Source organism: Rahnella sp. PCH160 (assembly GCF_047784855.1).
In the GTDB taxonomy this organism is placed as follows: domain Bacteria; phylum Pseudomonadota; class Gammaproteobacteria; order Enterobacterales; family Enterobacteriaceae; genus Rahnella.
In genome coordinates, this window is record NZ_JBLOGT010000001.1 from 3,516,444 (window position 1) to 3,535,006 (window position 18,563).

Annotated in this window: 18 protein-coding genes; 10 read left to right on the forward strand and 8 right to left on the reverse strand. The window is 51.8% G+C overall.

Going from position 1 to position 18,563, the window contains the following annotated elements; translation table 11 throughout:
• Positions 1-105: 105 nt before the first annotated feature.
• A complete protein-coding gene (locus ACM5QY_RS16165) occupies positions 106-1,302 on the forward strand; it encodes a multidrug effflux MFS transporter (protein ID WP_416121754.1) in 1,197 nt (398 codons plus the stop codon).
• Between the two features lie 4 nt (positions 1,303-1,306).
• On the opposite strand, the gene dadX is transcribed toward ACM5QY_RS16165, so the two are convergent.
• Both dadX and ACM5QY_RS16175 read right to left on the reverse strand, forming a co-directional pair.
• Positions 1,307-2,380, reverse strand: coding sequence for a catabolic alanine racemase DadX (gene dadX / locus ACM5QY_RS16170; RefSeq protein WP_416121755.1), 1,074 nt, complete (start codon positions 2,378-2,380; stop codon positions 1,307-1,309).
• Positions 2,381-2,452: 72 nt separating this feature from the next.
• Positions 2,453-3,754, reverse strand: coding sequence for a D-amino acid dehydrogenase (locus ACM5QY_RS16175; protein WP_416121756.1), 1,302 nt, complete (start codon positions 3,752-3,754; stop codon positions 2,453-2,455).
• Between the two features lie 554 nt (positions 3,755-4,308).
• Here ACM5QY_RS16175 and ACM5QY_RS16180 point away from each other — a divergent pair.
• Entirely contained in the window at positions 4,309-5,139 is an 831-nt protein-coding gene (locus ACM5QY_RS16180; RefSeq protein WP_416121757.1) for an alpha/beta fold hydrolase, read from the forward strand.
• Between the two features lie 253 nt (positions 5,140-5,392).
• Positions 5,393-6,928 (forward strand): SpoVR family protein, encoded by a 1,536-nt coding sequence (locus ACM5QY_RS16185; protein WP_416121758.1) that lies wholly within the window; start codon positions 5,393-5,395, stop codon positions 6,926-6,928.
• Between the two features lie 69 nt (positions 6,929-6,997).
• Here ACM5QY_RS16185 and fadR read toward each other — a convergent pair whose 3' ends face one another.
• Entirely contained in the window at positions 6,998-7,717 is a 720-nt protein-coding gene (gene fadR / locus ACM5QY_RS16190; protein ID WP_416121759.1) for a fatty acid metabolism transcriptional regulator FadR, read from the reverse strand.
• Positions 7,718-7,959: 242 nt separating this feature from the next.
• On the opposite strand from fadR, the gene nhaB reads away from it, so the two are divergent.
• The 4 genes from nhaB to iraP all read left to right on the forward strand — a co-directional run bounded on the left by nhaB (position 7,960) and on the right by iraP (position 11,960).
• The gene (gene nhaB, locus ACM5QY_RS16195; protein WP_416121760.1) at positions 7,960-9,477 is read left to right on the forward strand and encodes a sodium/proton antiporter NhaB; all 1,518 of its coding nucleotides are present in this window, start codon (positions 7,960-7,962) and stop codon (positions 9,475-9,477) included.
• Positions 9,478-9,665: 188 nt separating this feature from the next.
• Positions 9,666-10,196 carry a disulfide bond formation protein DsbB gene (gene dsbB / locus ACM5QY_RS16200; RefSeq protein WP_416121761.1) on the forward strand — a complete coding sequence of 177 codons (531 nt, stop codon included), beginning with the start codon at positions 9,666-9,668 and terminating at the stop codon, positions 10,194-10,196.
• 160 nt (positions 10,197-10,356) lie between these two features.
• Positions 10,357-11,481: an AI-2E family transporter gene (locus ACM5QY_RS16205; protein ID WP_416121762.1), complete on the forward strand. Its 1,125-nt coding sequence runs from the start codon at positions 10,357-10,359 to the stop codon at positions 11,479-11,481.
• A gap of 137 nt (positions 11,482-11,618) precedes the next feature.
• Positions 11,619-11,960 (forward strand): anti-adapter protein IraP, encoded by a 342-nt coding sequence (iraP, locus tag ACM5QY_RS16210; RefSeq protein ID WP_416121763.1) that lies wholly within the window; start codon positions 11,619-11,621, stop codon positions 11,958-11,960.
• Between the two features lie 325 nt (positions 11,961-12,285).
• On the opposite strand, the gene ACM5QY_RS16215 is transcribed toward iraP, so the two are convergent.
• From ACM5QY_RS16215 to ACM5QY_RS16230, 4 genes are all read right to left on the reverse strand, one after another.
• Complete coding sequence (locus ACM5QY_RS16215; protein WP_101080018.1) at positions 12,286-12,735, reverse strand: YcgN family cysteine cluster protein; 450 nt, start codon at positions 12,733-12,735, stop codon at positions 12,286-12,288.
• Positions 12,736-12,841: 106 nt separating this feature from the next.
• Positions 12,842-13,498, reverse strand: coding sequence for a fumarylacetoacetate hydrolase family protein (locus ACM5QY_RS16220; protein WP_416121764.1), 657 nt, complete (start codon positions 13,496-13,498; stop codon positions 12,842-12,844).
• 23 nt (positions 13,499-13,521) lie between these two features.
• Positions 13,522-14,676 (reverse strand): lytic murein transglycosylase, encoded by a 1,155-nt coding sequence (locus ACM5QY_RS16225; RefSeq protein WP_416121765.1) that lies wholly within the window; start codon positions 14,674-14,676, stop codon positions 13,522-13,524.
• Between the two features lie 122 nt (positions 14,677-14,798).
• A complete protein-coding gene (locus ACM5QY_RS16230; protein WP_416121766.1) occupies positions 14,799-15,071 on the reverse strand; it encodes a YcgL domain-containing protein in 273 nt (90 codons plus the stop codon).
• 135 nt (positions 15,072-15,206) lie between these two features.
• On the opposite strand from ACM5QY_RS16230, the gene minC reads away from it, so the two are divergent.
• Genes minC through minE form a run of 3 tightly spaced genes read left to right on the forward strand, consistent with a single transcriptional unit; the run spans position 15,207 to position 17,012 of the window.
• Positions 15,207-15,896 carry a septum site-determining protein MinC gene (gene minC / locus ACM5QY_RS16235; protein WP_416121767.1) on the forward strand — a complete coding sequence of 230 codons (690 nt, stop codon included), beginning with the start codon at positions 15,207-15,209 and terminating at the stop codon, positions 15,894-15,896.
• A gap of 24 nt (positions 15,897-15,920) precedes the next feature.
• Entirely contained in the window at positions 15,921-16,733 is an 813-nt protein-coding gene (minD, locus tag ACM5QY_RS16240; protein WP_416121768.1) for a septum site-determining protein MinD, read from the forward strand.
• Between the two features lie 3 nt (positions 16,734-16,736).
• Complete coding sequence (gene minE, locus ACM5QY_RS16245; RefSeq protein ID WP_104921763.1) at positions 16,737-17,012, forward strand: cell division topological specificity factor MinE; 276 nt, start codon at positions 16,737-16,739, stop codon at positions 17,010-17,012.
• 365 nt (positions 17,013-17,377) lie between these two features.
• Here minE and rnd read toward each other — a convergent pair whose 3' ends face one another.
• Positions 17,378-18,499: a ribonuclease D gene (gene rnd, locus ACM5QY_RS16250; RefSeq protein WP_416121769.1), complete on the reverse strand. Its 1,122-nt coding sequence runs from the start codon at positions 18,497-18,499 to the stop codon at positions 17,378-17,380.
• Positions 18,500-18,563: the final 64 nt, after the last annotated feature.

Here is an 18,563-nt window from a genome sequence, read left to right on the forward strand (position 1 = left end):
TTGCGGGTTCTCACTTCTGGTTCTGATATCACAAGTTACTTTCCATTCATTAACGAAGTCATTACCCTAAGCTCCCTTCCGGACTGACTGACAGTGATGTTTTCAATGCAAAAATTTCTTTTCCTGCTGCTGAGCCTGGTGTTGCTCGGCCCTCTGGGTATCGATCTGTACCTGCCTGCCATCCCGGCGATTGCCCTCGGTTTGCAAAGTTCCGAAGCGGTAATTCAGTCTTCGATTTCGTTATTCATTCTGGTGATGGGTTTAGGGCAACTGGTCGCCGGCCCGCTGGTGGATAAATTTGGACGCCGTCCGATCGCGATTATCGGCGTGGTGGTGTATCTGGCGGGCGCGATTATCGCGGCGACGTCGGTTGCACCGTGGATGTTCCTGTTATCCCGTGTGGTTCAGGGGCTGGCCGTGTGCTGCACATCGGTGGTGATTTTCAGCGGCGTGCGTGACCGCATGAGTGGCAACGACGCTGCCCGTGCTTACGGTTTCCTCAACGGGACGCTCAATATTATTCCCGCGCTTGCGCCGCTGATGGGTGGCCTGATTGCGCAATATTATGGCTGGCGTGCGCCGTTCTGGGCGCTGGCCGGGTACACCGTGGCAGTCATGCTGCTGGTTATTTTCAAACTGCCGGAAACCCGCCCCGTCGGAACGCAGATCAATACCGGCCTGCCGTTTCGTCAGTACGCGCGGATTTTATCGGATTCGCGTTTCATCACTTTCGCTGCGGTTAACGCCGGTGCGATGGGCATGGCGCTGACCTATGTCTCGCTGGCGCCGACCGTGCTGATGAACGTCGCCGGGCTCACACCGCTGGAGTTTTCTGTCGTATTCGGCGCAAATGGCTTCTGGATTATGGCGGTGAGTTTTATTGCCAACCGGATTATCCGCAAAGTAGGCCGCCCTGTGTGCCTGAAAACCGGCGGTATTCTGATGTTTGCCGGTTGTCTGGGGTTGATCGCCGGGATCACGCTGGTTCCTGCCGCTGAACAAACCGCAACCTGGCTGTATATGCTGCCGGTAGCCAGCGCCTGTGCAGGTCTGGCGTTCCTGATGGGGCCAGCCACCAGCTATGCGCTGGAGCCGTTCTCAAGTGAAGCCGGTGTGGCTTCGGCGCTGGTCGGTTCGGTACAGATGGCAGGAGGTGCGTTGCTGGGCTTTATTGCGATGGCGTTGCCGTTACAACCCAAGCTGAGCCTTGCGCTGGTCATGCTGGCGGGAGGATGTCTGGCACTGCTGGCACGTCGCGCCAGTAAGAAATCGACGGGCCAGCTGACCCGCCAGGAAAGCTAAACCGTCACCCGACGGTGGTCACCGGTACGCGCGGCGCGAGCGCACTCAGCAGTTCGTAGCCCAGCGTACCGGCTGCCGTCGCCACATCATCCACCGGCAGATGGTTGCCCCACAGTTCGACAGGCGTACCGATCTGCGCGTGCGGGCACGGCGTTAAATCCACCGCCAGCATATCCATCGAAACCGTTCCGACCGTTCTTGTCCTCACGCCACCCACCCAAACCGGTGTGCCGGAAGGCGCGTGTCGCGGATAACCGTCAGCATAACCACAGGCCACCACACCCACGCGCTGCGGTTGTGCGACGCGATAACGGCCGCCATAACCGACACGATCACCGGCATCAAGCGCCTGCACGGCAATCAGCTCACTTTTCAGCGTCATCACCGGTTGCAGCCCGGTTTGAACGATATCCTGCCACTGCCCGCTCGGCGATGCGCCGTACAAAATAATCCCCGGACGAACCCAGTCATAATGCGTCGACGGATGCCAGAGCGTCGCCGCTGAGTTAGCGAGGCAGCGCGGGCCGGAGATGTTTTGCCCGGCCAGGTTCACGGCCGCCATCTGCGCATCCACGCCTTCGACGCTGTCGGCGGTGGCGAAATGGCTCATCAGCGTAATTTCCCCGACCTGTTTCAGCTCGCGCAACCGATGCCAGACGTCGTTGACCCGCGCTGGCGCAAATCCCAGACGGTTCATACCGCTGTTCACTTTCAGATAGATATTCACCGGCAGGTTGAGATTTGCCTGTGCCAGCGCCTGAATCTGCCAGTCGCTGTGTACTGTCGTCGTCAGCCGGTGGTGATCGATCGTCATTAAATCTGCGGGCGTAAAGAACCCTTCCAGCAGCAGGATTGGCCCCTGCCAGCCGGATTCACGCAGTAATATCGCTTCGTTGAAATCGAGTAACGCGAAACCATCAGTGGCTGAAAGACTCTTCCAGATACGGGAAATCCCGTGACCGTATCCGTTAGCTTTCACCACCGACCAGACTTTGCTGTTGCGGGCAAAACCGCGGATGACATTGAGATTTTGGGATAACGCAGATAACGATAAAGTGGCTGAAATCGGGCGAGGCATACCAGCTCCGGCAAAGTGCAAAGTAACGCCCGCGCGGCGTCAGTCACCGCACGGGGGAAGATAAACCGTTTTTTATGCCACCGGATGCATTTTATGCGGGCCAGCCGGACGGGCAATAAAGCCGGGGCTGTAACGCTCAACCGATAAGTCATCAGAAGGAATAGCCGGTGTCACGCCGGACATGATATCCGATAACAGTTGGCCGGAACCGCAGGCCATCGTCCAGCCGAGCGTTCCGTGGCCGGTATTCAGATACAAATTTTTGATGCGCGTTCGCCCGACGATCGGCGTGCCATCTGGCGTCATCGGACGCAAACCTGTCCAGAATGTCGCCGCCTCCACGTTGCCGCCGTTCGGGTAGAGATCTTTGACTACCATCTCCAGCGTTTCGCGGCGCGCCTGCGCCAGCTTCAGATTGAAGCCGACAATTTCCGCCATCCCGCCCACGCGGATCCGGTTATCAAAACGCGTAATCGCAATTTTATAGGTTTCATCCAGCACGGTGGAAACTGGCGCGGAATCCGGGTCGATGATAGGAATCGTCAGCGAATAGCCTTTCAGCGGATACACCGGAATAGAAACCAGATCCGCCAGCAGCGCGGTGGAATAAGAGCCGAATGCCACAACATATGCATCCGCTTTCACCCGTTCTTCGCCACACTGCACGCCGGTAATCTCGCCGTTCTCTACGTGGAGCTTATCGACTGTCCGGTTGAATTCGAATTTCACGCCAGCCTGACGCGCCATGTCCGCCAGCGTGCGGGTGAAAAGCTGGCAGTCGCCGGTTTCATCGTTAGGCAAACGCAGACCGCCAGTGAGTTTGTGCGCGACCTGCGCCAGAGCCGGTTCAGCCGTCGCCAGCTGGCTGGACTCCAGCAACTGATACGGAACACCGGCGTCTTCGAGCACCGCGATATCTTTCGCTGCACTCTCAAACTGTTGCGCGGTACGGAAGAGCTGCAACGTACCGCCCTGACGGCCTTCGTACTGAATACCGGTTTCATCGCGCAACGCCTTCATGCAATCGCGGCTGTATTCCGCCAGACGTACCATGCGGCTTTTGTTGGTCTGATAGTGGTTCATGTCGCAGTTACGCAGCATTTGCCACATCCATTTGAGCTGGAACTGTGTCCCGTCCAGACGGATTGCCAGCGGTGCATGCTTCTGGAACATCCATTTGATCGCTTTCACAGGAACACCCGGAGCCGCCCATGGCGCAGCATAGCCCGGTGAGATCTGCCCCGCATTCCCCGCGCTGGTTTCTTCCGCAGGGCCGGACTGACGGTCGATGACCGTGACATCATGTCCTGCTTTAGCCAGATACCACGCACTGGCGACACCGACCACACCACTGCCTAAAATCACCACACGCATATCGACTCCACTCCACGACAAAACAAAGCATAATATTCTGATGACAGGAAATTAACCTGACTGCGAAAAATCGCCAACACAGGCGTTCATAACCGTGATTTGTTTCACATTTATTTATCGTTCATGCCAGCATTTTTTTCAATAGCTGCAAATAAATAATGATATTCCGCTACATTCCGGCTTTCAGGAGAGAAAAATCGGGTGTTATGACAGCAATGACGGCATTGATATTACCGGCCTTTGCCGCTTGTGCGCCGGGTTCACTGCAGTCTTTTATTCTTTCATACAAGATATTTTTCGGCATAAATCACTTAAATTATCGGCATGTATAACATTACCTGATATCGCGCACCGGCAACGGGGTTGTCGTCTGTTGGGGTTTATAAAGCGGGCTGAGTCCCGTAATCCTGCTAAGGATCAGGTTTTTTTTCGCAAAACTGCCCACCGGAGTTGCCACCTGAAAATGCGATCAATATCGCGATCGTTCAGTAACTGACCTACACTTCGAAAGTTTCATAATCCGCACCGTTCATTTAAGCGATAAGGAGTCACCCGTGAATAACTCGAACTTTCTGAAGCTCAAAGATGGCACGCAACTGTTTTATAAGGACTGGGGAAGCGGCCAGCCAGTGGTTTTCAGCCACGGCTGGCCGTTGTCTTCTGACGCATTCGAAGATCAGATGCTGTTCCTGACGGAAAAAGGCTACCGTGTGATTGCGCACGACCGACGTGGACACGGCCGTTCCTCGCAGCCGTGGGACGGCCACAATATGGATCAGTACGGCGATGATCTGGCCGAGCTCACGGCCCATCTAGATCTCAAAGACGCGGTGCATATCGGGCATTCAACCGGTGGCGGCGAAGTGGCGCGCTACATTGGCCGCCACGGTACGGCACGTGTCGCCAAAGCCGTGCTGATTGGGGCGGTGCCACCGATTATGATCAAAACAGATTTCAATCCGTCCGGGCTGCCACTTTCCGTATTCGACGGTATCCGCGACGGCGTACAACAAGACCGTTCGCAGTTTTTCCTGGATTTGCCGGATGCCTTTTTCGGTTTCAACCGTTCAGGGGCAAAAATTTCAGAAGGTTTGCGCCATAGCTTCTGGCGTCAGGGAATGCAGGCGTCGATAAAAGCGCTTTATGATTGCGTGAAGGCCTTCTCTGAAACCGACCAGCGCGAAGATCTGAAAAAGATGACCATTCCGACACTGGTGATTTACGGTGATGATGATCAGATTGTGCCGCCGGTATCCTCCAGCGAAGCCGCACTTAAGCTTCTGCCGCACGGAAAGGGCAAAGTTTATCCCGGCGCATCGCACGGTGTTTGCAGCACACATAAAGACCAGATTAATGAAGATTTGTTAGCGTTTATCCGCAGTTAATTCCGTGTTTACTCCGTTTTTACCTGTCTGATACTGACCCAAAGCCCGGTTCTTTGCGGCTTTGGGTCTTCATCGCGCACTGATTGACAGTCCCTTACCATCAGGATATAGATTTGATAAGGAATGGAATCATAGTGTTTATCCTGCAGCACACGCAGATTGAGCTACGATTATCAATGGACGTGCGAAATCTTAAGAAAAGGTTGTGAATAAAACACTCTGTAGCGTCCATAACTGAATGAGGGTGCGGCTTATGACGACAGTGACCCAAAAGAAAAAAACTGAGGACAAACGTCTTAGCGATGGACCGGACTGGACGTTTGAGTTATTGCAAACCTATCTCGAAGAAATTGACCGGGTCGCCAAGTCTTACCGGCTGGAGACGTATCCGCATCAAATCGAGATCATCACTTCTGAACAAATGATGGATGCCTATTCCAGCATCGGCATGCCCATCAATTACACTCACTGGTCGTTCGGTAAGAAATTCATTGAAACTGAACAACTGTATAAACACGGTCAGCAAGGTCTGGCGTACGAAATCGTCATCAACTCCAACCCGTGTATCGCCTATCTGATGGAAGAAAACACCATCACGATGCAGGCGCTGGTTATGGCGCACGCCTGCTATGGCCACAACTCTTTCTTTAAAAATAACTACCTGTTCAAAAGCTGGACCGACGCCAGTTCGATTGTCGATTACCTGCTGTTTGCCAAACGCTACATCAGCGAATGCGAAGAGCGTTATGGTGCCGATGAAGTCGAACGGCTGCTCGATTCCTGCCATGCACTGATGAATTATGGCGTCGACCGCTATAAACGTCCGCAGAAGATTTCATTGCAGGAGGAACTGGCGCGACAAAAAAGCCGTGAGGAGTATCTGCAAAGTCAGGTAAACACGCTGTGGAAGACCCTGCCGCGAAAGGACAGCGTCGATGCCCCGGAACAGGCGCGCCGCTTCCCTTCTGAACCGCAGGAAAATCTGCTGTATTTCATGGAGAAAAATGCACCGCTGCTGGAATCGTGGCAACGTGAAATTTTGCGCATCGTGCGTAAAATCAGCCAGTATTTCTATCCGCAGAAACAAACTCAGGTGATGAACGAAGGCTGGGCGACATTCTGGCATTACACCATTTTGAATCATCTGTATGACGAAGGAAAAGTCACGGACCGTTTTATTCTGGAGTTCCTGCACAGCCACACCAATGTGGTATTTCAGCCGCCCTATAACAGCCCGTATTACAGCGGGATCAACCCATATGCGCTGGGCTTCGCGATGTTCCAGGATATCAAACGTATCTGTCAGGAACCGACCGAAGAAGACCGTTACTGGTTCCCCGATATCGCCGGTTCAGACTGGCTGACAACACTGCATTTCGCGATGCGGGATTTCAAAGATGAAAGCTTCATCAGCCAGTTCCTGTCGCCCAAAGTGATGCGTGATTTCCGTCTGTTTACTGTGCTTGATGACGATCACAATAATTATCTGGAAATTGCAGCGATTCATAACGAGGAAGGTTATCGTGCGATACGGCAGGAATTGTCGGCGCAATATAACCTGAGTAACCACGAGCCGAATATCCAGGTGTGGAACGTTGATTTACGCGGTGACCGTTCGCTGACGCTGCGTTATATCCCGCAAGATCGCGCGCCGCTGGACAAGAGCCGTCGTGAAGTGATGAAACACGTTCACCGTCTGTGGGGTTTCGATGTGTTTATCGAGCAACTTAATGAAGATGGCAGCGTGGAACTGCTGGAACGTTGCCCGCCACGGCCAACGCCGCTCTGACCGGCACTATTTTCAGGCATTAAAAAAGGGCGCTCAGCGCCCTTTCTCATTTCAGCAGAACGCGCAAAATCAGCGTTTCTGGTCGGTCAGATCGCCCGGCATGGTGCCCTGCATACTGTGCCAGATTTCACCGCTCTGACGGCCATAATTACGCACGCAATCCACAATCTGCTCGTAACTTTTTTCGTGGCAAATGTCGGACAGTTTTTTATAGAAGTTGATCGCCAGTTTGCGCGCTTCCGGATTGGAGAAGTAATAACGGCCAACGCGCGTATACAGACCGCGTAACCCGTTAATAATCAGACCGTAAATCGGGTTCCCGGATGCAAACGCCAGACCGCGGAAAATACCGTAATCCAGCGCCGTAAAGGCTTCGGCCTGATCTTCCACTTCGGCGGCTTTCGCCAGCACCTGCTGAGTTTCTTCCGGATTCGTGCGCATCGCTTTGCGAATAAAAATGGTCGCGATATTGGTACGAACGGACAGCAGATTGTCGATGAGCTGTGGGACACTGTCGTGATCAAGACGCGCCAGTGTTTCCAGAATATTCAGACCTGAGGTTTCCCAGAAGTTGTTCACTTTCGTCGGTTTACCGTGCTGGATAGTCAGCCAGCCATCACGGGCAAGACGTTGTAAAACCTCACGTAATGTGGTTCGGGTGACGCCAATGAGTTCTGAAAGTTCGCGCTCCGCAGGTAAGATTGACCCCGGCGGGAACCGGCTATTCCAGATACTTTCGATAATATACTCTTCGGCAAAACCGGCAGGACTTTGTGCCTTAATAACCATGTGTTTGTCGTTCCGTGTGAGGCTTTTTCAGGGATATAGTTGAGCTCATCATACCAGATGAAAATCAGCGGTTATAGCGCCCGGTCTGAACTAATGTTGAAACTGTGCAGGGGTTGGCAGAATTTCCTTTTTTTAAGGACTTATTATTTCCCCGACACAGGAGAAAATCTTTCGCCGGAGGATTACACTAGTCTATCTTTTTGAAACGGCAGTAAAATAACCATAAAGGACTCTTGGGGAATATGGATACAACCTTCCGCCACGCATTTATTAAAAACTTTCTTGGACAATCTCCGGGCTGGTACAAAATTGCCATTCTGGTTTTTCTGATTATTAATCCGCTGGTGTTCTTTCTGGTCAGCCCCTTCTTAGCGGGCTGGTTGCTGATGGTCGAATTCATCTTCACGCTTGGCATGGCGCTGAAATGCTACCCGCTGCAACCCGGTGGTTTACTAGCCATTGAAGCCGTAATGATGGGCATGACCAGCGCCGAAAGGGTTCGCGAAGAAGTGGCGGGCAATCTGGAAGTGCTCTTGTTGCTGATTTTTATGGTCGCCGGCATCTACTTTATGAAACAGCTGTTGTTGACGGTTTTCACCAAACTCCTGCTTAACTTGCGCAATAAAATCGCCCTTTCGCTGGCGTTCTGTTTCGCCGCCGCGTTTCTTTCCGCCTTTCTTGATGCGCTCACGGTTATTGCTGTGGTGATCAGCGTTTCTGTCGGTTTCTATTCGATTTATCACAACGTCGCGTCGGGCCAGAGCGGAAATACGAATACCAGTGCGGTTCTGGAACAGTTCCGCGCCTTTCTACGCAGCCTGATGATGCATGCCGGGGTCGGCACCGCGCTGGGCGGCGTGATGACGATGGTGGGCGAACCCCAGAACCTGATCATCGCCAAAGCTGCCGGATGGCAGTTCACTGACTTTATTATCCGCATGTCGCCGGTCAGTGTACCGGTGTTTATTTGCGGCTTTGTTGTTTGCGCACTGGTCGAGCGTTTCCGCCTGTTTGGTTACGGCGCACAGTTGCCGCAGCCGGTCTTCGAAGTCCTCAAGAAGTACGATCAGAAAAACAGCGAAAACAGTACCCGTCAGGAACGCATTAAACTTGCCGTGCAGGCGTTGATTGGTGTCTGGCTGATTATCGCGCTGGCGTTTCACCTCGCCGAAGTCGGGCTGATCGGGTTATCGGTAATTATTTTGGCGACAGCGTTTTGTGGCGTCACGGATGAACATGCGATCGGCAAAGCGTTTCAGGATTCCCTGCCGTTTACCGCGCTGCTGGTGGTCTTTTTTGCTGTCGTGGCCGTCATTGTCGATCAGCATTTGTTCAGCCCGATTGTGAATTTTGTGCTGCAATCCGCGCCCGCCAATCAGCTTTCGCTGTTCTATCTGTTCAACGGTTTGCTTTCTTCTGTTTCCGATAATGTCTTCGTCGGCACGGTCTACATCAATGAGGCGAAATCCGCGCTGGAAAGCGGTGCCATCAGCCTGAAACAGTTTGAGATGCTGGCGGTCGCCATTAACACCGGCACAAACCTGCCTTCTGTCGCGACACCCAACGGTCAGGCCGCGTTTCTGTTCCTGCTGACTTCCGCCCTTGCGCCGCTCATCCGCCTTTCGTATGGCCGGATGGTGTGGATGGCACTGCCTTACACAATCGTGATGACGCTCGCGGGTCTGCTGTGCGTGCAATTCCTGCTGCCGGAAATGACGCAGTGGTACACCGAGATGGGCTGGCTGACGCCTGGGTTGTAGCCTTGATCTGAACGGGGAGCACGCCGGTAGTTCTCTGCGCTGCCCCCGATTTAGAAAATAACCAAATTTAAAGTCGAATTGTCCGATTTATATTAATTATTTACCTAATTTTTATTATGACAGGCTGGCAGCAGGGTCCAATTGGTTTACACTGCGTGTCAGTAGCTAACTGCAGGGAAAAATTTTCTATGTTGCAATATCTTAACCGTTGCTCACAAGGCCGCGGGGCATGGCTTCTGATGGCGCTCACCGCACTGGCGCTTGAGCTGGTTGCGTTGTATTTCCAACACGTGATGTTACTTAAACCGTGCGTCATGTGTATCTACGAACGTTGTGCGCTGTTGGGCATACTGGCTGCGGGTCTGGTGGGCGCAATTGCTCCGGCGACCGGGTTGCGTTACGCCGGTATCCTTATCTGGCTTTACAGTGCGTATGAAGGGATCCGCCTGTCATGGGAACACACCATGATCCAGCTGCACCCTTCTCCGTTCGCCACCTGCGATTTCGCAGCCCGCTTCCCGACCTGGCTGCCACTGGATAAGTGGTTTCCGTGGATGTTTATCGCCAGCGGTGACTGTGCTGAAAAACAGTGGGAATTCCTGTCACTGGGTATGCCTCAGTGGCTGGTCGTTATCTTCAGCGTCTTTATGGTTATCGGGATCCTGGTATTACTGGCCCAGTTCGTCAAACCAAAACGTCGTGATTTGTTCGGTCGTTAATTCCTTCCGTTTCAATGATGAAAGCGCCTCAGGGCGCTTTTTTTATGGCATTTTTCGGCGAATGTTAAAGGTCTGTATTGCGTGAAAAAAGACCGACATTTGTAAAACCACCAATGAGTTCTATGCTAGCAAGGTTAAAAGGATCAACAGAGGAACAGATATGGTCGTTAAAGGGTTTTCAAAGGGTTTCTTTATTATGATCCTTTTCATTGTCACATTGGCCTTCCTGGATGTATTAAGGCCTTACTATTCATCCGTATTATGGGCAGTTATCCTGGCGGTCATTTTTAATCCGCTGAAAAACCGGTTGAAGCAATATATGGGTGACCGCAACGGTCTGATCTCACTGCTGACGGTGCTGATCATTTGCCTGATTGTCTTCACGCCGCTGGCGATTATTACCTCGTCGCTGGCCATTGAATTCAATGCGGTTTACACCAAGCTTCAGGGAAATGAAACCCAACTGCCGGTGATGGTGTCAGACACTATTCATCATTTGCCGCGATGGGCGCGCCATTTCCTTTCCGACCACAATTTAGACAGCACGGCTGAGATTCAGAAAAAGCTTTCTGACGTCGCCCTGCAGGGCAGTCAGTATCTGGCGGGCAGTGTTTTCGTGATTGGTAAGAGCACATTCGGCTTTGTCGTCGGTTTCGGCATCATGCTTTATATCCTGTTCTTCCTGATTAAGGATGGTGCCTATCTGGTCAATCTGACGCTCGAAGCGCTGCCGCTTTCCCGCCATGTGAAACACCATCTGTTCATGAAATTTGCTGCTGTTTCGCGTGCAACGGTAAAAGGCACCGTAGTGGTGGCAATTGTTCAGGGTGCGCTGGGCGGGCTTGCGTTCTACATCGCAGGCCTCGATGGCAGCCTGCTCTGGGGCGCGCTGATGGCATTTCTGTCGATTATCCCCGCCGTGGGTTCTGCGATCATTTGGGTTCCGGCGACGATCTACTTCTTCGCCTCGGGGATGTTGTGGCAAGGGATTTTCCTCATTGTCTTCTTTGTCGTGGTGATCGGCCTGGTTGACAATATTCTTCGCCCGCTGCTGGTCGGCAAAGACACCAAAATGCCGGATTATCTCATTCTGATCACTACGCTGGGCGGGATGGAAATCTACGGCATTAACGGTTTTGTCATTGGCCCGCTGATTGCAGCCCTGTTCATCGCCTGCTGGAATATCCTTTCCGGGCGCGAGCATCAGAATAATACCGATATGATTGACGAAGACTTTATCGAAGAAGGGAAAAACCACCCTGACGCGGATAAAACGGCTTCATAAAGCAATCTGCGGTAGACTTCCCACAGATGAGCGGCCTGAGAATGGCTGCTCATTTTTTTCAAATTTCATTTTGAAGATTTTCGAACCTGGCGTAGAAATGTGGAGGCGATTCATCATTTCTGTCTGAAGGAGTTGTAATGAAAAATATCATTCTAAGTATGGTCGCAAAGATCTCCCGGATGGAAGTCGACGCAAAACAGCTGACTGCACAGGTTGAAGCTCAGTCGCTTTTGCTGAGCGCCGTGTTTCTCACCGTGGGCAAAAACGGGGGCACGCAGGAAGCCATAGAGAGCGTGAATAAAGCGATTAACTCTGTACTGGATTCCGCTGATGACGTGCTCAAGTCGGATGCTAAGCTCTTGTTTGAACATTTTCAGGCCCTGATCGAAATTACGCGAATGATCGATAAAGCCGACCCTGAACTGGACGCTGAGGCACTGAATGCATTAAACGGCGTGAAACCCGATTTAGAAATATAAGAATGAATGTATTATAAGGATTACGCTCTGGCGGCCGCCGGGGCTTTTTTATGTCTAAAAACACAGGTGAACGTAAATATGGGGTTAGAACGTTTGAACAAACTCCCCGTTTGGGCTGTTTGGGTAATCTGCGTGGCAGGTTGTGTGGCGTTCTGGGTTATTGCAGGAACCGTGGTCTACGGGATCTTTAAGTAAAATCATCGCGACCCGGTTTAGCGTGAAAGGCAGGGAATCAGAAGGATTTTGAACTCTCTATTACGGGCCAGGCCCCGTCTCTGCCCTGCATCCTTTCGCCGGAAATTCCTTCTTCTTTCCCTTCAGCCGTTTATCTCGCCCAGCTTGGTTTATTCATGATGTGATCCTGCCAGTCTTCCACGTCGTCTTCGCGCACCGCGATATAACGAACGGAGATTTGTGCCGTGTGCATCGCCGATTTCGATGCTTTGTTCAGCAGCGGATGCCACGGCAGCAATGGACGGCCTTCGCCAATCAGGCGATAAGCGCACGTTGGCGGCAGCCAGTCAAACGTGGTCAGATTTTCGCGGGTCAGCTTAATGCAGTCTTCTTCCAGCGTGAAACGACGCTCGTAGTTGCGGCACTGACAAGATTTGATATTGAGCTGGTTACAGGCAACGTTGGTGAAGTAGATTTCTTCGGTATCTTCATCAATCAGCTTATGTAAGCAACATTGTCCGCAACCATCGCACAATGCTTCCCATTCTTCGTCAGTCATTTCAGACAGCGTTTTTTGCTGCCAAAAAGCGGGTTCAGTCATAATGTGCATCCGGTATAAATAAAATGAGGGTGCTTATATAGACGCTTTAGCCTGCAGATGCAAGTAAAGCCGCCGGAAAGCGACTCCGGCGGAGAGAGGGTTTGTTTCAGATCACGCGGGTTGAAACAGACTTACCGTTAAGTGTAGCCACAATTTCGTCACCCGCTTTCAGCGGCCCGACGCCCTGCGGTGTGCCGGTCAGAATGATGTCGCCCGCACGCAGCGTGAAATAACGGCTCATGTAAGCGATAAGCGGTAACAGCGGCGTCAGCATGTCACGGGTATTCCCTTCCTGCCGCGTTTGACCGTTCACCGCCAGGCGCAAATCAGCCTGCTGCGCATCACCAAATTCACTCACCGGAATAAATCCGCTGATCGGGCAAGAACCGTCGAAGCCTTTGGCTTTTTCCCACGGCTGGCCTGCGGCTTTGAATGTCGTCTGCAAATCACGCAGCGTTAAATCCAGCGCCAGCGCATAACCGGCTATGGCATTGGCAACGCGATCTTCCGTGGCCTGTTTGAGCGGCGTGCCGATGAGAACCGCCAGCTCAATTTCGTGATGTACAGAACCCAAACCTTTCGGCATGGCGAGTGGCTGGCGGATGTCACACAATGCTGTTTCCGGTTTGATAAACACCACCGGCTCGGTGGAAACCTGACTGCCCATCTCTTTGATATGATCGGCATAGTTATTGCCCACACACACCACTTTGTTGACAGGAAAATCCAGTAACGCGCCGTGCCAGTTTCTGTGTTGATACATACCGCCACTCCTTTTTAGGAAAATCAGCCGCTGAACGGATTACGCCGGGCTGGCGCTAACGGTGCAGAAGCGGCTTCACCTGAAACAACCGGCACCTGAGCCCCCATAATGCCATCCGCCATCATGCCGATACTCAGTGCAAAATAGGTTGAGCGGTTCCAGCGCATAATCGTCCGGAAGTTATCGTAAACCAGGAATGCACGCCCTTGTGTGTCATCCGGTGTGATGATCCACGCACGGGTCGCCACAGAGGCCAGCGGGGTGCCGTCTACCTGCGTGATGCCCATTTGCTGCCAGTAACTGGCCGGATGCATCTGGTTGTTTTTCAGGCCAGTAAGATTGCCATCAAAACCGGCGGGCAATTTCACTTCCTGACCCCAGCCCTGATCGCGTTTCCAGCCTTCTTTCGACAGGTAATTCGCCGTAGAAGCAAAGACGTCATCGGTATTTTTCCAGATATCAATCTTGCCGTCGCCGTTGCCGTCAGCCCCGTAGGTCAGATATGAACTCGGCATAAACTGCGACTGCCCCATCGCTCCGGCCCATGAGCCTTTCATCATGTCCGCGGTTGCGTGGCCTGAATCGACAATTTTGAGCGCGGCCATAAATTCTTTGGTGAAGAACGCTTCACGCCGCCCTTCGAAGGCCAGCGTTGCCAGCGCGGAGAAGACGTCTTCCTTACCCTGGATTTTGCCGAAGCTGCTTTCCATCGCCCACAGCGCCACGATGTATTGCGGCTGAACGCCGTAACGGTCGCTGGCCTGCTGGAGTGCGGGTAAATTATTCTGATATTGCGTCTGGCCCTGTTTGATTTTCCACTCCGGCAAGACGCGGGTCAGATAGTCATCCAGCGTAATTTTCTTTTCCAGCTGATTGCGATCGGAGTTGATCACACGGTCAACAAAATGGAGGTTCGCAAAGGTACTGTCGATCGTTTGCGGGCTGATATCCTGCGCCAGAGCCTGCGCTTTCAGCTTTTCAACATAGGCCGGAAACTCTGTGGGGTCTCTTCCCTGTTCGGCCAGCGACGTTTTGCCGGGTGTAGACGCAGGAGCGGCGGCTGAAGGTTGTGTGGCTGCCGCAGCCTGCGGCGTGCTCTGTCCTGAGGTTGCCTTCTGCGCTGCACAACCGCTGAGGATAATCAACGGTGTTAACACGGCCAGTGCCGACAATTTCATCAAATTCTTCCTTATCACATCTGCAAATTAATCATCGTTGTAAGCTTTGAGTACTCCAGCGATGATTGCAAGTCATGACGTCCTAAAGTGCGTGAAATGCCGAAACAAATGTCAGGAAAGCGTTATTTACCCGCGTCGGTCAGGTGAATATTCAATAAACTTTCGACCGGTGGTGGAACCTGCAGATAATATCCCTGATCTTCGAGAGCCTGACGCACTTTTGAAATATCTGCCGAGGCTAATTTTTTCCGTCCGGCCAGATTGAGCATCATTGAGAACTGCGGCACACCAAAACCTTTGAGTAATTCTTCAGGCACGCGAGAGAAATCGTCTTTTTTTTCGACATACAGATAAGTCTGGTCGCGTTTAGTACTTCTATAGATCACACAAAGCATTTTTTTAACTCTATTTAATTGAAACGGTGGCTTGCCTAGATATAACTGTAACTATAACATGCTTAACGTACATCGGAATATCGCCCCCGAGTGGTATTCCGGGGATTTAGAGTTGCTGAGACTGAGTCAGGATAGATGTCACAATCGCCAATAGAACTAAAAGGCAGCAGTTTTACCTTATCGGTTGTTCATTTACACAGTTCACAACCAGAGGTTATTTATCAGGCATTACAGGAAAAAGTGGAGCAAGCTCCGGCCTTTTTGAAAAATGCCCCTGTTGTTATCAACGTTGCCTCACTGAGCGGTGAAGCAAACTGGAAAGACATTCAACAGGCTGTCGCTTCTGCAGGTTTTCGCGTTGTGGGCATCAGTGGTTGTAAAGACGAAGGGCAGAAACGCGCACTTTCCCGCACCGGATTACCGCTGCTGAGTGAAGGCCGCGCACAGCGTATCGCCGCAGAACCACCGGTTCCTGTCGTGCCCGACAATGCGCCGGCGAAAACCCGCATTGTCAGTGCTCCGGTCCGATCCGGCCAACAAATTTACGCCCGTAACAGCGACCTCATCGTGACCAATAGTGTCAGCGCAGGTGCGGAACTGATTGCCGATGGCAACATCCACATCTACGGTATGATGCGAGGAAGAGCGCTGGCTGGTGCAGCAGGTGATGCAAATTGTCAGATTTTTTGCACCCACTTAGGCGCTGAGCTCGTCTCTATCGCAGGGCAATACTGGTTGAGTGATCAAATCCCGGCCGATTATCTCGGTCAGGCCGCGCGCCTCAGCCTGATAAATAATGTGTTAACCATACAACCTTTAAACTAAGCCCTTTCGACAAGGAATCCATTCATGGCACGCATCATAGTTGTTACATCGGGTAAAGGGGGCGTTGGCAAGACCACTTCAAGCGCGGCCATTGCTACCGGTTTAGCTCAAAAAGGTAAAAAGACCGTTGTTATCGATTTCGATATCGGTCTGCGTAATCTCGATCTGATTATGGGCTGTGAGCGCCGCGTGGTTTATGATTTCGTCAACGTGATCCAGGGTGATGCCACGCTGAATCAGGCGCTTATCAAAGATAAACGCACTGAAAACCTGTTTATTCTTCCGGCTTCACAAACCCGTGATAAAGATGCACTGACCCGCGAAGGCGTTGAAAAAATTCTCAACGATCTGGCCGAAATGGAATTTGACTTCGTGGTGTGCGATTCCCCTGCGGGTATCGAAACCGGTGCGCTGATGGCACTGTATTTTGCCGACGAAGCGGTGATTACCACTAACCCGGAAGTCTCTTCTGTTCGTGACTCAGACCGCATTTTGGGCATTTTGTCTTCAAAATCCCGTCGTGCGGAAAAAGGTCTCGAGCCTATCAAAGAACATCTGCTTCTCACCCGTTACAATCCGGGCCGTGTCAACCGTGGCGACATGCTGAGCATGGAAGATGTGCTGGAAATCCTGCGTATTCCTCTGATTGGCGTTATTCCTGAAGATCAGTCCGTGCTGCGTGCGTCCAACCAGGGCGAACCGGTTATCCTGGATCAGGAATCTGATGCAGGGAAAGCGTACGACGATACCGTCAGCCGTCTGCTTGGTGAAGAACGTGCGTTCCGTTTTATTGAGGAAGAGAAGAAGAGTTTCCTGAAACGCCTTTTTGGGGGATAAACCATGGCATTGTTAGATTTCTTTCTGTCCCGCAAAAAATCGACAGCCAATATAGCCAAGGAACGGCTACAGATTATCGTAGCCGAACGGCGTCGAGGGGATAGTGAACCATCATATCTGCCTGATTTGAAACGTGATATTTTAGCAGTCATCTGTAAGTACATTAAGATTGACCCCGAAATGTTGCAGGTTCAGTTCGAGCAAAAAGGTGACGATATTTCCGTACTGGAACTGAACGTCACCCTTCCAGAGTCAGAATCGGAAGAAGCGCCTAAATGACAGCAGTCTGTTTACCCTGTTTGCCGGTGTGTTTTTCAGCTTAGTGCCCTCTGTTTCCGCAGAGGGTTACTGAATTACTGTCCTGTTTTCCAGCGGAAAAATTATTTCCCTTTCAGTACCACTGTATATATCCCCACCCAATACTTCATTCCGCGGCCCGTTTTATTTATTATCCAAGATTAAGACTCATCCCATTCAGAGCAGCGATTAATATCCTCAGTGTGATTTCGTCAGCGAATTTTAACCTGTCTCTATTATTTAAATGCGCGGTTAACTTAATCTGTCCTTATCAAAAAACAAAAAGCGGAGAAGATCTCCGCCTTTAATTTTTTTGCTCGCCGCTATTTTTCAAAGCGGCTGGTCAGTCAATATTGGCTAAGAATTTCGCTGAGCCTTTCAGCCAGAAGTTTTCCTCGCCAGCCGCTGATTAATTCCGGCTGTGATTCTTTATCTTTTAACTTCCAGTGGCGGCTCAATAACTGGTTAATCTGGCGACGTGAGGCCAGCAACTCGACACTTAACCCGCTCTCTTCACTCACAGTCTGGATCAGCGCTTTGATATCTTTGAAGACTTTGCGGTAACCCGGCTGATCAATCAGATTCAAAATAGGTGCCGGTAAATCGTCTTCTGCCAGCGCCTCTGATTCTTCAACCAACGCCAGCAATGTCCGTCCGTGGTAACGGATTTCAGGGCCGCTCAGGCCAAGGGCTTCGAGTTCGCCCAGTGATTTAGGCTGATAACGTGCCACCTGCCAGAAATTCTCTTCACGCACGACAAAGTTAACGGCCAGATCACGCTGACGGGCCTGATTGAGGCGCCAGGCAGCCAGTAATTTCAGGCAACCCAACTGGCGCGGACGCAGCTGGAAGGCATTGCCAATTTCCAGATAAGCCAGTTCGGGTTGCAGAACTTCTTTACGGCGGCGGCACAACGCCAGACATTCATCCTGTGCCGCTTCCATCCATCCGGCTTCTTCGGTTTCACGCATCAGTTGATCGGCCAGCGGCATGAGATACCAGACATCCGCAGCGGCGTAGACACACTGTTTTTCACTCAACGGACGGGCAATCCAGTCGGTGCGCGATTCGCTTTTATCCAGCTCAACGCCGGTTGTTTCCGCCACCAGACGGGCAAAGCCGCACGACAACGGACGTCCGCTAAATGCGGCAAGAATTTGTGTATCAATCAGCGGCGAAGGCATCACGCCAAAAGCGTTAAGGAAAACTTCCAGATCTTCGCTACCGGCATGGAGGAATTTCACGACATCAGGATTCACCAGCAAATCGATAAAAGGCTGCCAGGCGGTAATCGGCAACGGATCAATCAGCGTCAGCCGCTCACCGTCAAAGAGTTGGATTAGCCCGAGTTGCGGGTAGTAAGTGCGGGTACGGACGAATTCGGTATCCAGCGCGATTTTGCTGTGCGCTTTGGCCTGAAGACAAACCTGCTCGAGCGCGTCATTGGTCGTGATCAACTGATAATTCAAATCTTAATTCTCTTAAAATTAATGCGTTATAACGTGACAACGCCGGACATATCCGGCGTTGAGA